This window comes from Methylobacterium marchantiae (assembly GCF_042679825.1).
In the GTDB taxonomy this organism is placed as follows: Bacteria; Pseudomonadota; Alphaproteobacteria; order Rhizobiales; family Beijerinckiaceae; genus Methylobacterium; species Methylobacterium marchantiae.
On record NZ_JBHTND010000026.1, the window covers coordinates 18,280 to 30,823 of the forward strand.

16 protein-coding genes are annotated in these 12,544 nt (G+C 68.2%); 7 read left to right on the forward strand and 9 right to left on the reverse strand.

Translation table 11 applies throughout. From position 1 onward, the window contains the following. The first annotated feature begins 4 nt into the window (after positions 1–4). On the forward strand, positions 5–988 hold the full coding sequence (locus ACFQ4G_RS17000; RefSeq protein WP_238206807.1) for a collagen-like protein: 984 nt from the start codon (positions 5–7) through the stop codon (positions 986–988). On the opposite strand, the gene ACFQ4G_RS17005 is transcribed toward ACFQ4G_RS17000, so the two are convergent. From ACFQ4G_RS17005 to ACFQ4G_RS17015, 3 genes are all read right to left on the reverse strand, one after another. Then, complete coding sequence (locus ACFQ4G_RS17005) at positions 983–2,218, reverse strand: TIGR03862 family flavoprotein (protein WP_379040674.1); 1,236 nt, start codon at positions 2,216–2,218, stop codon at positions 983–985. The genes ACFQ4G_RS17000 and ACFQ4G_RS17005 overlap by 6 nt on opposite strands. A gap of 76 nt (positions 2,219–2,294) precedes the next feature. After that, complete coding sequence (locus tag ACFQ4G_RS17010) at positions 2,295–3,059, reverse strand: ComF family protein (RefSeq protein ID WP_238206810.1); 765 nt, start codon at positions 3,057–3,059, stop codon at positions 2,295–2,297. A 126-nt stretch (positions 3,060–3,185) separates the two neighbouring features. Then, positions 3,186–3,416: a hypothetical protein gene (locus tag ACFQ4G_RS17015; protein ID WP_238206812.1), complete on the reverse strand. Its 231-nt coding sequence runs from the start codon at positions 3,414–3,416 to the stop codon at positions 3,186–3,188. Positions 3,417–3,517: 101 nt separating this feature from the next. Between ACFQ4G_RS17015 and ACFQ4G_RS17020 the strand changes: the two genes are divergently transcribed. Both ACFQ4G_RS17020 and ACFQ4G_RS17025 read left to right on the forward strand, forming a co-directional pair. Further along, a complete protein-coding gene (locus ACFQ4G_RS17020) occupies positions 3,518–4,411 on the forward strand; it encodes a class I SAM-dependent methyltransferase (RefSeq protein WP_238206814.1) in 894 nt (297 codons plus the stop codon). After that, complete coding sequence (locus tag ACFQ4G_RS17025; RefSeq protein ID WP_238206816.1) at positions 4,408–4,752, forward strand: DUF427 domain-containing protein; 345 nt, start codon at positions 4,408–4,410, stop codon at positions 4,750–4,752. The genes ACFQ4G_RS17020 and ACFQ4G_RS17025 overlap by 4 nt, the downstream gene beginning before the upstream one ends. A gap of 16 nt (positions 4,753–4,768) precedes the next feature. Here ACFQ4G_RS17025 and ACFQ4G_RS17030 read toward each other — a convergent pair whose 3' ends face one another. Genes ACFQ4G_RS17030 through argJ form a run of 4 tightly spaced genes read right to left on the reverse strand, consistent with a single transcriptional unit; the run spans position 4,769 to position 8,765 of the window. Further along, positions 4,769–6,301 carry a DUF6880 family protein gene (locus ACFQ4G_RS17030; protein WP_238206818.1) on the reverse strand — a complete coding sequence of 511 codons (1,533 nt, stop codon included), beginning with the start codon at positions 6,299–6,301 and terminating at the stop codon, positions 4,769–4,771. Positions 6,302–6,352: 51 nt separating this feature from the next. After that, on the reverse strand, positions 6,353–6,772 hold the full coding sequence (gene mutT, locus ACFQ4G_RS17035) for an 8-oxo-dGTP diphosphatase MutT (RefSeq protein ID WP_238206820.1): 420 nt from the start codon (positions 6,770–6,772) through the stop codon (positions 6,353–6,355). Next, a complete protein-coding gene (locus tag ACFQ4G_RS17040; RefSeq protein WP_238206823.1) occupies positions 6,769–7,518 on the reverse strand; it encodes an SIMPL domain-containing protein in 750 nt (249 codons plus the stop codon). The genes mutT and ACFQ4G_RS17040 overlap by 4 nt, the downstream gene beginning before the upstream one ends. Then, complete coding sequence (gene argJ / locus ACFQ4G_RS17045) at positions 7,515–8,765, reverse strand: bifunctional glutamate N-acetyltransferase/amino-acid acetyltransferase ArgJ (RefSeq protein WP_238206825.1); 1,251 nt, start codon at positions 8,763–8,765, stop codon at positions 7,515–7,517. The genes ACFQ4G_RS17040 and argJ overlap by 4 nt, the downstream gene beginning before the upstream one ends. Positions 8,766–9,030: 265 nt before the next feature. On the opposite strand from argJ, the gene ACFQ4G_RS17050 reads away from it, so the two are divergent. After that, positions 9,031–9,435 carry a histidine kinase gene (locus ACFQ4G_RS17050; RefSeq protein WP_238206827.1) on the forward strand — a complete coding sequence of 135 codons (405 nt, stop codon included), beginning with the start codon at positions 9,031–9,033 and terminating at the stop codon, positions 9,433–9,435. Between the two features lie 120 nt (positions 9,436–9,555). On the opposite strand, the gene ACFQ4G_RS17055 is transcribed toward ACFQ4G_RS17050, so the two are convergent. Continuing rightward, complete coding sequence (locus ACFQ4G_RS17055) at positions 9,556–10,086, reverse strand: PRC-barrel domain-containing protein (protein ID WP_238208792.1); 531 nt, start codon at positions 10,084–10,086, stop codon at positions 9,556–9,558. A gap of 181 nt (positions 10,087–10,267) precedes the next feature. Here ACFQ4G_RS17055 and ACFQ4G_RS17060 point away from each other — a divergent pair, with 181 nt between their 5' ends. The 3 genes from ACFQ4G_RS17060 to ACFQ4G_RS17070 all read left to right on the forward strand — a co-directional run bounded on the left by ACFQ4G_RS17060 (position 10,268) and on the right by ACFQ4G_RS17070 (position 11,859). Next, positions 10,268–10,825: a glutathione peroxidase gene (locus tag ACFQ4G_RS17060; RefSeq protein ID WP_238208791.1), complete on the forward strand. Its 558-nt coding sequence runs from the start codon at positions 10,268–10,270 to the stop codon at positions 10,823–10,825. Positions 10,826–11,302: 477 nt separating this feature from the next. Next, the gene (locus ACFQ4G_RS17065) at positions 11,303–11,530 is read left to right on the forward strand and encodes a hypothetical protein (protein ID WP_238208790.1); all 228 of its coding nucleotides are present in this window, start codon (positions 11,303–11,305) and stop codon (positions 11,528–11,530) included. A gap of 89 nt (positions 11,531–11,619) precedes the next feature. Next, entirely contained in the window at positions 11,620–11,859 is a 240-nt protein-coding gene (locus ACFQ4G_RS17070) for a hypothetical protein (RefSeq protein WP_238208789.1), read from the forward strand. A 1-nt stretch (position 11,860) separates the two neighbouring features. Here the strand turns inward: ACFQ4G_RS17070 and ACFQ4G_RS17075 are convergent, their stop codons facing one another. Next, positions 11,861–12,541, reverse strand: coding sequence for a response regulator transcription factor (locus ACFQ4G_RS17075; protein ID WP_238208788.1), 681 nt, complete (start codon positions 12,539–12,541; stop codon positions 11,861–11,863). Positions 12,542–12,544 lie beyond the last annotated feature (3 nt).

Sequence of the window (12,544 nt, forward strand, 5' to 3'; positions counted from 1 at the left end):
GCCCATGCGCCTCGACCATGCCGCCCACTGCCCGGCCTCGACAGGCTTCATGGCCGAATCTCCGATTGGCCGGTCCTCGGTCGGCAAGTCCTTGATTGGCAAGTCCTTGGTCGGATTGATGATCATCGCGGGCTTGGCGGCCGGCCCGGCTGCGGCCCAGGCGCCCGGGCAGGTCAGTCCCGGCCAGCCTGGACGCGGGATGAGCGCCGCCCCGGCGACGGAGACCGCCGCGGCTCCGAGGCCCGGGACGGCCAGGGCCAAGTCCAGGCGGGTCGTGGCGCCGTCGCAGCCGATCCAGGTCTACGATGCGCGTATCGAGTCGGGGGATCTGCGGATTTCCGGCAGCGTGCGGAAGGGCGGCACTGTCGTCATCCTCGACGAGGACATCTCGGTCATGGCCGATTCGCGCGGTCGATTTCTGTTCCGCCTTCCCTATCGGCCTGCCACCTGCGTCGCGGCTCTGAAGGCCGGCGAAGACGAGAGGGAAGCCGTGGTGGCCAATTGCGCGCCCGCCGGCGAGCCCGGGCCCAAGGGCGATGCCGGTGCGCAAGGAGAGGCCGGTCCGCAGGGCATGGCAGGACTCGCCGGAGCGCCCGGAGTGGCCGGCCCCAAGGGTGATGCAGGACCCAAGGGCGAGCCCGGACCAAGGGGTGAAGCTGGACTGAAGGGTGAAGCCGGCCCCAAAGGCGATGCGGGTCCTAAAGGTGAGACAGGCCCCAAAGGCGAGATGGGTCCGAAGGGAGAGGCGGGTCCTCAGGGTGAGCCGGGGGCGGCGGGCGTCACGGCGAGTGCCGCCAGTTCCACCCTGCGGCCGGTCCGCAACGAGAATTGCTCGTCCGGCGGCTGCGAGTTGAGCTGCGCGAGCGGCGAGGCCTTCGTCTCCGCCTATTGCCTGTCGTCGGGCAGCCCGTCCTTCGCCAATGGCGGCGCCAGCGCGTCTTGCCCGTCCGACGCCAAGGGCATGGTCGGGTTCTGCTCGCGGCTATAGCGCGGGGCCGGCCTCTTCGAGCCAGTCCATCATCCCGGCGGCCGCGGCGCGGCCGCTGGAGAAGGCGCCCTGCAGCAGGTAGCCGCCGGTGGGGGCCTCCCAATCCAGCATCTCGCCGGCGACGAACACCCCCGGCCGTGCTTTCAGCATGAAGCGCCGGTCGATCTCCTCGAAGGCGACGCCGCCGGCCGTGGAGATCGCCCGCTCGATCGGGCGGGGGGCAAGGAGGCGCAAGGGGGCCGCCTTGATCAAGGCGGCGAGGCCGGCCGCCGAGGAGGGGAGCGTCAGGCCGGCGGCCTCGCGCAGCAGACCCGCCGCCACGGGGTCGAGTCCCGCATCCTTGCGCAGGCGCGTGGCGAGGGAGGCCCCCTGCTTATGGGTCTCCAAGCGTCGCGTCAGCGTGGCCTCGGTCAGGTCCGGCCGCAGATCGACGACGAGACGGGCTTCCCCACGGGCCTCGATCGCCTCGCGGATGAGACGCGACAGAGCATAGACCGCTCCGCCCTCGATCCCGTCAGCGGTGATCATGGCCTCGCCGCGAACGGTCTCGTCGCCGAGACGGAGGGCGACACGCTTCACGGGCGTGCCGGCGAAGCGCTCCCGGAACAGGTCCGACCACGGCACGGTGAAGCCGACATTGGCGGGCCTGAGCGGGGAGACGGCGATTCCCAACCCGGTGAAGAGCGGAACCCAGGCCCCATCCGAGCCGAGCCGGGGCCAGCTCGCGCCGCCGAGAGCCATCAGCGTCGGCCGGCCCCCCGCCACGACGCGCCCTTCCGGCGTCTCGAAAGCCAGGCTCCCATCCGTCTCCCAGCCGAGGAAGCGATGCCGGATCAGGATGCGGACGCCCAAAGCGTCGAGCCGCCCCAGCCAGGCCCGCAGGAGCGGCGAGGCCTTGAAGCTGTTCGGAAACACCCGGCCGCTCGATCCGACGAAGGTCGGCTGGCCGAGGCCTTCGCACCAGTCCCGCAGGGCTTGCGGGGGGAAGGCATCGATCGCGTCCGTAAGGGACGGCCGGGCCGGGTGGTAGCGGCGATGAAACGAGGCCAGCGGCTCGCTATGGGTGAGGTTGAGGCCGCCGCGCCCGGCGATGAGGAACTTGCGCCCCACCGAGGGCATGCGCTCGTAGATCGTGACGCGGTGGCCGGCCTCGGCCAGAATCTCCGCGCCGGCCAGCCCGGCCGGGCCGCCGCCGATCACCGCAACGTCACGTGACATCGTTCCTGTCATAGGTATCTGGAAACTCATGAGCGCTGGGAGGCCGTGGCCGTGCCCGACTGTCAAGGGCGGTCGCCGGTCTTCCCCTTCATCCCGCCTCGGCGGCGACCAGTGCGAAGGTGAGCACGTCCACAGATGCCGCGCCCCCGCGCAGCAGGGCCCGTGACGCGGCATTGGCGGTGGAGCCCGTGGTAGTGACGTCGTCGATGAGCAGGATCCTGCGGCCCTGGAGCCGTGCCTTCGCGGCGGCGGGCACTTTGAACGCGCCCTGGAGGTTGGTGGCGCGGGCGGCGCGGCTGAGGCCTACCTGCGAGCGCGTCGCCTTCACTCGGGCGAGAGTCGCGGTCTCGCAGGGTAGGCCTGCGATCCGGCCTATCCCTCGGCCGAGGAGGGCGGCCTGGTTGAAGCGGCGCCGCCACAATCGCGTCCAGTGCAGCGGCACCGGCACCAGGCAATCGGCCTCCCGCAACAACTCGGCGCCGGCCGCTGCCATCATCCGCGCCATGGGGGCTGCGAGGTCGAGCCGGTCCTCGTATTTCAGGCGGTGGACGAGATCGCGCGCCACGTCGTCGTAGAGGGCGACGGCTCGTGCCCGTTCGAAGACGGGTGGATCGACGATCGCGCGCGGGGAGAGGAGGGGGCCGAGGCCGAGATCGACGGCAAAGGGTGTGCCGAGGCGCTGGCAATAGGGTTGTTCGATGAGGCGCAGGCTCGACCAGCAGCGAGGGCACAGGGCGTGCGGATCGGCGGTGGCGGCGCCGCAACCGGCGCAGGTCGGCGGATAGATCAGGCCGAGAGCACCCGCCGCGATCGAGCGGACACCCCGCCGAAGCAGATGGGCGGTGGACACCATGCCAATTTGCTTAAAGCGTCGTCCGCCTCTCCGCGATGATCTTTCGCGGGAGAGGCTCGAGAATCGATGGCCCGATGAGCCAGCCTTGTCGATCCCCACCACACGTCGGATCGACGAGGTCCGATGTCATTGCGCAACAGGCTGCTGTCCCTGGCTCTGCTGCTCCTTATCCTTCTTGTTGGCCCTATGGCGGCCGATGGCGCAGCCGGCGGCCGCCCCCATCACGCCATGGCCCGCCATGTGGCCGGCGACGCCGCCCACCAGGGCGCCCTTGATGCACCCCTTTGCTTCGGCGGTACCGTTCAGGGACAACACCGCGAGGGTGGACAAGGCGATTCCCGTCAGAACTCGAATCATGGGTGTCGGTCTCCGGTTTCCGTATGATCGGCCAACATTCCGCCGCTCTCGCCCGTTCCCCGCTGGCAGGATCACGTTTTCGCGCCAGCTATAGGATCGAGATGACGATCCCACTGCCCCTCTTCGATACGGCCCTTTCCCGCCGGCGCCTCGCGCGCGCCACCCGGTCGGGCTATGCGGACTTCCTGCTCTCGCGCCTCGCCGACGACCTCGACGACCGTCTCGCCGCTGTCCTGCGGTCCTTCCCGGAGACCCTCGACCTCGGGACGCCGAGCGCCGCTCCCGTCCGCCATCTCCTGCATTCCGGCCGCGTCGGCGCCGTCACCCGCCTCGCCCCGCTGGCGGAGAGAGACGATGGCCTCTCCCTCGCCGTCGGCGATCCGGAGGCGTTGCCGCTGGCCGCCTCCCGCTTCGACCTCGCCGTGTCGCTGCTGGCCTTGCAGCACGTCAACGATCTGCCAGGAGCCCTGGCGCAGCTGCGCCGGGTCCTTAGGCCCGACGGGCTGTTCGTCGGCTGTCTTCTGGGAGGCCGCACCCTCACCGAGCTGCGTCAGGCCTTCGGCCAGGCCGAGGTCGAGATCGAGGGCGGAATCTCCCCCCGCGTCGCCCCCTTCGCCGAAGTGCGGGAGATGGGAAGCCTGCTCCAGCGCGCCGGCTTCGCCCTGCCGGTGACCGATGTCGATACGATCACCGTGCGTTACGCCGATCCCTTCGCCCTGATGCGCGACCTGCGTGCCATGGGCCTCACCAACGTGCTGACCGAGCGGCGTCGCACGCTCCTGCGCCGCGACACCCTGATGCGCATGGCGGCAATCTACGCCGAGCGATTCTCGGATCCCGACGGCCGCATGCGGGCGACCTTCGAGGTTCTATGGCTCTCCGGATGGGCGCCGCACGAGAGCCAGCAGAAGCCGTTGAAACCCGGAAGCGCGAAGACGCGTCTCGCCGACGCCTTGGGCGTTCCCGAGATCACGCCCGATAGGAGCGACCCATGAGCCAGTACATCACCATCGAGAAGACCGGACGTCATGTGCGGGTCGTTCTCGCCGGGGTCACGATCGCCGAGTCGGACGATGCGCTGAGCCTGAAGGAAGGCGCTTCGGGTCCCGTCCTCTACATTCCCCGCGCCGATGCACGCTGGGAGCATTTCACCAAGACCACCCGCTCCAGCCATTGTCCGCACAAGGGGGATGCCAGCTACTACACCGTCACGGTCGGTGACGTTTCGCGTCCCGATTCGGTCTGGAGTTACGAGACTCCCTTCGCGGCCGTGGCCGCGATCAAGGATCACCTCGCTTTCTATCCCAATAAGGTCGATGCGATCGAGGTGGGATGAATCTCTTCACCGCACTTCAGCCCTTCACCTTCTCCCAGAAGGCGGATTTCCGCCCGTGCGTCTTGCGCAGGGCTTCGCGATAGGCGGTGTGGTCCGGCGTCAGGTCGCCGGGTTCGAGCCGCCGGGCCAGTGCATCGAGAGCCACGAGGTGGCGGGCGCCGTAGCCATAGGCGCTGGAGCGGCCTTTGCTCAGCATGTCGTCGATCATGCGCCGGTAGAGCAGGCTCGCTGCCACCGGATGAGCTTCCTCCAGGGCCTCCGCCGCTGGAGCGAGGATCTCGTAGCGATTGCCGTCCCAGGCGTCGGACCTGTCGAGGACGAGGCGTGCGGCACGGTCGAGCTTCGGCCAATGAACCAGGAAATGTAGGGCACGGTAGGCATCCGCATGAGCCGCCGCATGGTCGAAGGCGCGCTCCAGCGCCTCTTCGTCCTCGAAATCGGGAAGTTTCGCGACGTAGTCGCGCAGCATCTCGCGGTCGAGGGACGTCTCGAACCGTGCCAAGCGCTTCCCCTGTGCCTCGTCCTTACGGCCGAGCGCGTCGAGGATGCGGATCTCGAGGCCGTCGCGCTCGCGCCGGGGCGCCTCCGGATCGAAGCTACCTGTCAGCATCTGTTCGCGGGTCACCACGACGATTCCGCGTTTCTGCGGCCGTCCGATCCAGTCGAGTGCCTCGGCGGCACGGTTCGCCGAGAGCAGGCGCTCGGCCACGGCGACGACGTCCGGATGGTCGGGAGAGATCGCCTGTTCCAGGGATATGAAGGCCGCGACGTCGCCGCGTCGGTCGGCGAGAGCCTGGCGCATCCGCAGCAGGCGCATGCGCTGCATCTTCCGGTCCCAGGCCTTCGTGTTCAGAACTGCCGACTTCGCCGCCGCCTTGCCGGATGCGGGAAGTTCGTCGGGAGTCGCCGATGCGAGGGCGGCATCGATCGGCTCCAACGCCGTCTCCGGCAGACCCTCCACCACCGTGAGCAGCAGCGCATCGAGGATGCCGAACCCGTCCGCGTCGAGGAGCGGCACCAGCTTTATGGCCAGCCCGGCAGCTTCGGCCGGGGGGAGCCGGAGCGCCAGGTCCGCGGCGGCATGCGTCGCGCGCTCGTAGATTCCCACCACCTGCCCGCTCGAATCGTCGACGCGTTCCAGCACGCCCTGCGCCCCACCGATGAAACGGATCAATCGGTCGAGGGCGGCCCCGACGTCGAGGGAAGCCAGTTCCGAGACGATGGTCGAGACCGTGGCATCGAGATCTGCGGCGAAGCTGCGCCGCTTCTGCCAGTCGATATAGCCATGCGCCCGCTCCAATGCGGTCAGGCGCCTGTCGACGAGAGCGGCCACGGCATCGGGACCCTGAAGCCCGGCGATCGCAGCGGTGACGAGTTTCTTGAAGGCGGGATTGCGTGCCGTCTCGTCGAGCACGAGCCCGACCAGTCGGTCGAGGCCCAGGGGGGCGAGAGTCTCGGGCGAGGGCGTGGTCTTCCGAGATGCGCGCCTTGGCTTCTCCGGCGCCACTGTCTCGGACTTGGTGATTGCCTTCGTTGCCTTTCGCGCCATGCTTTCCGTCTCCCGGCTCGCCAGCCAACCTGTGGCGGCCGGGCTTCGCCATCAAGGCCCGAGCAGATCGACCAGGAATGGGATCAGTGGCGCATCGGCCGGCGGCATCGGCTGGTCCTTGAGATCGCGCGGGCGCACCCATTTCAGCGCCTGCCCCTCCATGGAACGGGCCATGCCCTCCCAGCGTCGGCAAACATAGAGCGGCATCAGCAGGTGAAAGTCGGGATAGGCGTGGCTCGCGAAGGTGAGCGGCGCGAGGCAAGCCTCCTTCACCTCGATCCCGATCTCCTCGCGGAGCTCGCGGATCAGGGTCTCTTCCGGCCGTTCGCCCGGCTCGACCTTGCCGCCGGGGAATTCCCACAGGCCGGCCAGCTGCTTGCCCTCCGGGCGCTGGGCCAGGAGGATGCGGCCATCCGTATCCACCAGGGCGACCGCCACGACGAGGAGGATACGGAACGGAGGCGCCGTCACGGCTGGATCGCGAAGGTGGCGGAGACTTCGGCGCTCGTCTCGATCGTGCCCGCTGCGAGTGGTACCGGCGAGCCGGAGCGCTTGTTCCGCATCGGCGCCGCGGCCATCGCCATCGGCATCCCGGCTCCTTGTGGCGCCGTCTGGATCAGCAGCGGCCGCCCCAGCTTTACCCCCGCCGCCTCGGCGAGGCGCCCGGCCTGGGCCATCGCATCCTTCATGGCTGCGACCTGCACCGTGGCTTCCGCTGCATTCGGATCCTTCAGGCCGAACACCACGCCCTCGATCCGGTTGGCGCCCGCATCGAGGGCCTTGCGCATCAGCTCGCCGAGCTTGCCCATGTCGGAGAGGCGCACGCGTACGCTGTTGGCGGCACGGTAGCCGTCCGGCGTCTCGGTGACGCTCCCGTCGGGCTGGCGTACCTCGCGCATGGCCTGGGTCAGGGTGACGGCCGTGGTGCCGATATCGGCCTCGCCGACGCCGAACCCGGCGGACAAGGCGATGAGCGCGCGGGCGACATTGCTCGATCCGTCGAGGGCGGCGGCGGGCGTCGCTCCCTTGGCTTCGATCCCGATCTCCACCGAGGCGAAATCCGGCGGTGTCTCGGCGCGGGCGCGGCCGGTGACGACGATGCGGTTCTCCTGCTTGCGGTCGTCATCCGCCAGGGCGGGCAACGCGAGGCAAACGAGCAGGGCGGAGGCCGCGGCGGTTCTGAACCCGCGTCTCGCGCCTTCAATTAGGCGCCTCATGAGCGGTAATCCCCGTTGATCTCGATGTAGCCCTTGGTCAGGTCGCAGGTCCAGACCCGCGCGCTGCCGTCACCGAGACCGAGATCGACGGTCACCGAGACATCGGATTCGCGCATCACGGCGCTCGCCGCCTCTTCGCTGTAATCCGGGTCGCGGGCGCCCTCGCGAGCGACGCGAACGTCGCCGAACCAGATCGCGAGGCGATCCCGGTCGGCGGGCTCGCCGGCCTTGCCAACCGCCATCACGACGCGGCCCCAATTGGCGTCCTCGCCGGCGATCGCCGTCTTCACCAGGGGCGAATTGGCGATCGACATGGCGATGCGATGGGCGGAGGCATCGCCCGTCGCGCCCTTCACGTTGACGGTGACGAACTTGCGCGCGCCCTCGCCATCCTTGGCGACGAGCTGCGCCAGCTCGATCAGCAGATCGTCGAGCGCCGCGCGAAAGCCCGACAGACGCTCGTCTCCCGCATCGGTCACGGGTGCGTTGCCGGCGGCTCCGGTGGCGAACAGCATCAGCGTGTCGGAGGTGGAGGTGTCCCCATCGACCGTCACGCAATTGAAGCTCGTCCGCGTGCCGACGCTCAGGAGCGTCTGGAGCACGACCTGCGGCAGGGCCGCGTCGGTGAAGACGAAGCTCAGCATCGTCGCCATGTCGGGGGCGATCATGCCCGCCCCCTTGGCGATGCCGTTGATCGTCACCTCTGTCCCGTCGATCGTCGCCTTGCGGGTGGCGAGCTTGGGGAAGGTATCGGTGGTCATGATCGCCTGCGCCGCCGCCGCCCAGGCCTCGGGGCCGGTCTCGGTCCGTGCGGCGCAATCCGTCAGCACACCCTCGAACTTCGTCGCATCGAGGGGTTCGCCGATGACGCCGGTGGAGGCGATGAAGATTTCGTCGGGCCGGCATCCCGCCGCCTCGGCGCCGATCTTCGCGGTGAGCGCGACGGCGTCCCGGCCGCGGGCGCCGGTAAAGGCGTTGGCATTGCCGGAATTGACGATCAGCGCCCTGGCGCCTTCACTCGCCAGGGCCTCGCGGCACCAATCCACCGGCGCGGACGGGCATTTCGAGCGGGTGAACACTCCCGCCGCCTGCGTTCCCGGTTGCAGCGCCAGGTAGAGCACGTCGGTGCGCCCGGAATAGCGGATGCCAGCCTGCGCCGTGGCGATGCCGACGCCGCCGATGGGCGGCAGTTCGGGCACGGATTTCGGCGCGAGCGGCGAGACGGGAGGAGTCTTGGCGGATGACATCAGTCGGTCTGGCTCCGGCTATCCGCCGCTGGCGATTCTATACGCGGCGGGGGCGGTGTTGCCTCGCCCGCCCCCGCCGCGTCAACTCCGGCTTGCCCCTTCGAGGGAACAGTCAAGCCGTCCGGGAATTTCCTCTTCAAATATCCGGCTTCGCTTGTCCTGCGGCGCCATCGTGTCATACGATGCTGCATCGCACAGAATGAACGTGCTGGAGCTGGCCCGAGCCGATCCAGGCGTGCCCAGGCAGAAACGGGGAGTTTCGACCATGGAACCGACGGCTTCCACAGGTGGAGCCTACGGCGTTCAGGTTCTGATCGCTGGCCGACAGAAGCATTGGCGCGACGAAGTCGCCTCGCAGATCAGGCGTGCCGGCTACGCGGCGACCACAGTCGATTGCGGTGTCGATGCGATGACGGTTCTGGCACTCGGCCTGCCGGTCGACGTCCTTGTGACGGATATCAGTCTCAAGGGAGAGTTGTGTTCCACCAAGCTTGTTCTCGAGGCACGCGCGCTACGGCCCGACCTTCGGATCGTCTTCGCCAATGAGGCACCGCGTGATCCTCTGCCGGAGCTGATCGAGGATGGCGAAGGTGACATCTTCGTCACGAACGACGTCAGGAACGACTCGGTCGCCAGCACCGTGCGAGAGGCTTTGTCCACGCGTGACTGACTGAGAGCGTCGTTCGTTCTTCGTATGAGCGGAATAGGGCGGTCGGGGCATCAATGCCCCGACCGCCCTATTCCGTTTCGAAACGGCGAAGCGAACGATATCCGGTCGCTTCGCTGAGCGTCAGGGAGCCGTCTTCGTCTCTGCAGGTTTGGTATCGACCGCCTTGGGTTCGGCCGATTTTGCATCCCCGGAATTCGGCTTGGCCTGGCCGAGATAGACGTATTCCGGCGCGGCGCGAAGTTGGTCCTTGTTGGTGTCGATCGTCGCCTTCAGCGTCTTGTCGTCGACGCGGGTGAGCTTCAGGGCGCTGGGATCGATCGCCACGTATTTCGTGCCGATGCCGAGGAAGCCGCCGACACCGACCACCCAGGCCTTGATGGTGCTGCTCTCGTCGAGGACGATGTCACCGATCTCGCCGATGGTCTCGTTGGCGCCGTTCTGGATCGTCAGTCCGATCAGCTTGGAGGTGACGCGATCCGTGGGGGCCTGGGCGACGAAGGTGGGACGCAGATCATTGTTGAGCGTAGCGGGGGCCGACTGCACCGGCGCGGTGCCGGCATTCTGCGGATCGGCCGTCTGAGCGCTGGCGATCGTCGCTCCCGCCAGGAGGAGAGGCGTTGCAAAGGTCGCTGCAAGCAACAGGGTGCGCATGGAGACGTGTCTTTCCGCTCTGGGTTCGATGGCCGAACTCGGTCCTCGCTCAAGCTGAGCCCTTGCGAAAGGTTCCACTGCCGCATCGGCCCATGGTGGACAGGACTGTTCGTCGGACTAGTTTCGGTGATGCCGAGGGTGGGCCGATCCCCGTCTTCGCTGCGCAAGGGAGAGACCGCCGATGACCCTACTCCGCCGCCAAGCCCTGATCCTCCTCGGCTCCGTCATCGCGGGAGGCGCACGCGCCGCGACGTCCGACGGAGGGGCGGGGACCTTCACCTTCGAGAAGCCGGAAGGGGGACTGATCGCCCTCAAGGATTACGCGGACAAGCCGATCCTCGTCGTCAATACCGCCACGGCCTGTGGTTATGCCGGGCAGTTCGTCGGACTTCAGGGTTTGTGGACCCGCTTCGGTGGGCGCGGCCTGACGGTGATCGCCGTGCCGTCGCCGGATTTCGGCAACCAGGAGCCGCTCGACGGTGTCGCCATCGCCGAGGCGGCCCGGAAGAACCACGGCGTCACCTTCCCGGTGACGGCGAAGACACACGTCCGCGGGCCGCAGGCGCATCCGTTCTATCGCTGGGCCGCTGCCGAGAAGCCCGGTTCGACCCCGAACTGGAACTTCCATAAATATCTCATCGGCCGCGATGGGGGGCTCGTCGGCGCCTATCCCTCTTCCGTGGAACCCAACGATCCGCGCATCGTCACCGCCATCGCGGGCGAGTTGAGCCAGAGCTGAGCCGTCAGGGGCGCGTCACCGCGATCAGGCCGATCACGAGGCTGGCCGCCAGCAGGATGAGATGGACGCCGCCGCCTGCGGTGATCCAGCCGAGAAACCCGGTCTCCATCGACGATCACTGCGGGATGTCGCGCGGTGGGCGAAGTCCTTCGACCTGTCGCGAGGGCATTGTGCGGCGCCGGGCCTTCCCATGCGGGACACGCTCGTAGCCGGGACCGATGCGTGGCGGAGGCGCCGATGGATAATTCGAGGCGAAGGGATTGGCCGGGACGTGCTCCGCGCTCCCGAACAAGCTTCCGCCCGACTGAGCCCAGGCCGGCGAGCAGCCGAGAATCGCGCAGAAGCAGGCGGCTGAAAGAAGGCGCATCGCCGGATTGTCCATGTTCCCATTGGTCGTTGACGCCATAGCGCGGCTTCCCACATCCGGCGAGGCCTGAACGATGGGCCGGTATCCGATGCGCTGCAGGGAAGAGACAGATGGAGCCTCACGAATTCGAGCATGGCGGCGTGCGCTTCGAGGTTCGCTTCGAACGTGTGGCCGAAGGCTGGATCAGCCACATCCGGCGGGAGGGCGACGAGACCGCCCGGATCATGGCCTTCCCCGATGGCGCGGGCTACGACCCTACCGATATCCGCGGATCGTTGATCGCCGGCTGCGAGGCCGCCGTGGCCGCGATGGAACAGGCTCCTCCCACTCGCCACTAGGAATGCGACGGAACCTCGGGCGTGCCCGCTCCGTTCGCCTTGCCAACGACCCTGGCGCCCCGAAGCCGGCGTTACGAGGAGGAACCACCATGTCCGAGATCACCTATCGCATCGTCGAACACGATGGCGGCTTCGCCTACAAAGTCGGCGACGTCTTCTCAGAGACCTTCCCCAGCCACGACGAGGCCCTGGAGGCCGCCCAGGCCGCAGCCGCCGAGCAGCAGGTGCCGGGCTCGACCGAGGGCATCCGCTACCAGGACGGCAAGGGCGCTTGGCACGACGAGACCTCCCGCGGCGACGATCGTCCCACCGCAAAGGTCGTCGAGTAGCTCAATCCCACCCCGCGCCGGCCGCGTCCTCCCGCTGGACGAGGCCGGTGCGTGCGGCGATCCAGACCATGTGCGCGTCCGTCTCCGCGCCGAGCTTCGCCTTGATCAGCGAGAGGTTGTTCTGGATCGTCTTGCGGCTCAGGCACAGGCTGTCCGCGATGGATGCGGCCGATGCACCGAGCGCCATCATCCGCAGGATTTCCGTCTCGCGCGGACCGAGTTCGTCGAGGGGCGATGCATTCTGCAGTCGCTCTTCCGCGAGGCCGGCACGGATATCCTCGCTCATCGCCCGCCCGCCGCGCAGCACGGTCTCCACCGCAGCCAGGAATTCCCGCGGCGGAGCGCTCTTCGAGACGTATCCGGCGACCCCGGCCTCGAAGGCCTTGACCGCCATGACCGTACCCTGACGCATGGTCACGATGAGGATACGGGCATGGCGATCCCATTGGCGGATATGGCGCGCGGCAGCGATCCCGCTGGCGCCGGGCAAGGCGAGATCAATGATCGCGAGGGTCGGAGCATGCCGCTGATAGAGCCGGTAGGCTTCGTCGGCATCGCCAGCTTCGGCGACCACCCTGTAACCGGCCTTGCGCTCGAGCAGGCGGCCATAGCCTTCCCGCACCACCGGGTGATCGTCCACCAGCAGGATCGTCACCTCGGCTCCGATCGATGATCCCGCCATTCT

Coding starts and splice junctions, on each gene's coding strand:
- ACFQ4G_RS17000 (WP_238206807.1), top strand. CDS start 5: ATGCGCCTCGACCATGCCGCCCACTGCCCGGCCTCGACAGGCTTCATG.
- ACFQ4G_RS17005 (WP_379040674.1), bottom strand. CDS start 2,218: ATGACAGGAACGATGTCACGTGACGTTGCGGTGATCGGCGGCGGCCCG.
- ACFQ4G_RS17010 (WP_238206810.1), bottom strand. CDS start 3,059: ATGGTGTCCACCGCCCATCTGCTTCGGCGGGGTGTCCGCTCGATCGCG.
- ACFQ4G_RS17015 (WP_238206812.1), bottom strand. CDS start 3,416: ATGATTCGAGTTCTGACGGGAATCGCCTTGTCCACCCTCGCGGTGTTG.
- ACFQ4G_RS17020 (WP_238206814.1), top strand. CDS start 3,518: ATGACGATCCCACTGCCCCTCTTCGATACGGCCCTTTCCCGCCGGCGC.
- ACFQ4G_RS17025 (WP_238206816.1), top strand. CDS start 4,408: ATGAGCCAGTACATCACCATCGAGAAGACCGGACGTCATGTGCGGGTC.
- ACFQ4G_RS17030 (WP_238206818.1), bottom strand. CDS start 6,301: ATGGCGCGAAAGGCAACGAAGGCAATCACCAAGTCCGAGACAGTGGCG.
- ACFQ4G_RS17040 (WP_238206823.1), bottom strand. CDS start 7,518: ATGAGGCGCCTAATTGAAGGCGCGAGACGCGGGTTCAGAACCGCCGCG.
- argJ (WP_238206825.1), bottom strand. CDS start 8,765: ATGTCATCCGCCAAGACTCCTCCCGTCTCGCCGCTCGCGCCGAAATCC.
- ACFQ4G_RS17050 (WP_238206827.1), top strand. CDS start 9,031: ATGGAACCGACGGCTTCCACAGGTGGAGCCTACGGCGTTCAGGTTCTG.
- ACFQ4G_RS17055 (WP_238208792.1), bottom strand. CDS start 10,086: ATGCGCACCCTGTTGCTTGCAGCGACCTTTGCAACGCCTCTCCTCCTG.
- ACFQ4G_RS17060 (WP_238208791.1), top strand. CDS start 10,268: ATGACCCTACTCCGCCGCCAAGCCCTGATCCTCCTCGGCTCCGTCATC.
- ACFQ4G_RS17065 (WP_238208790.1), top strand. CDS start 11,303: ATGGAGCCTCACGAATTCGAGCATGGCGGCGTGCGCTTCGAGGTTCGC.
- ACFQ4G_RS17070 (WP_238208789.1), top strand. CDS start 11,620: ATGTCCGAGATCACCTATCGCATCGTCGAACACGATGGCGGCTTCGCC.
- ACFQ4G_RS17075 (WP_238208788.1), bottom strand. CDS start 12,541: ATGGCGGGATCATCGATCGGAGCCGAGGTGACGATCCTGCTGGTGGAC.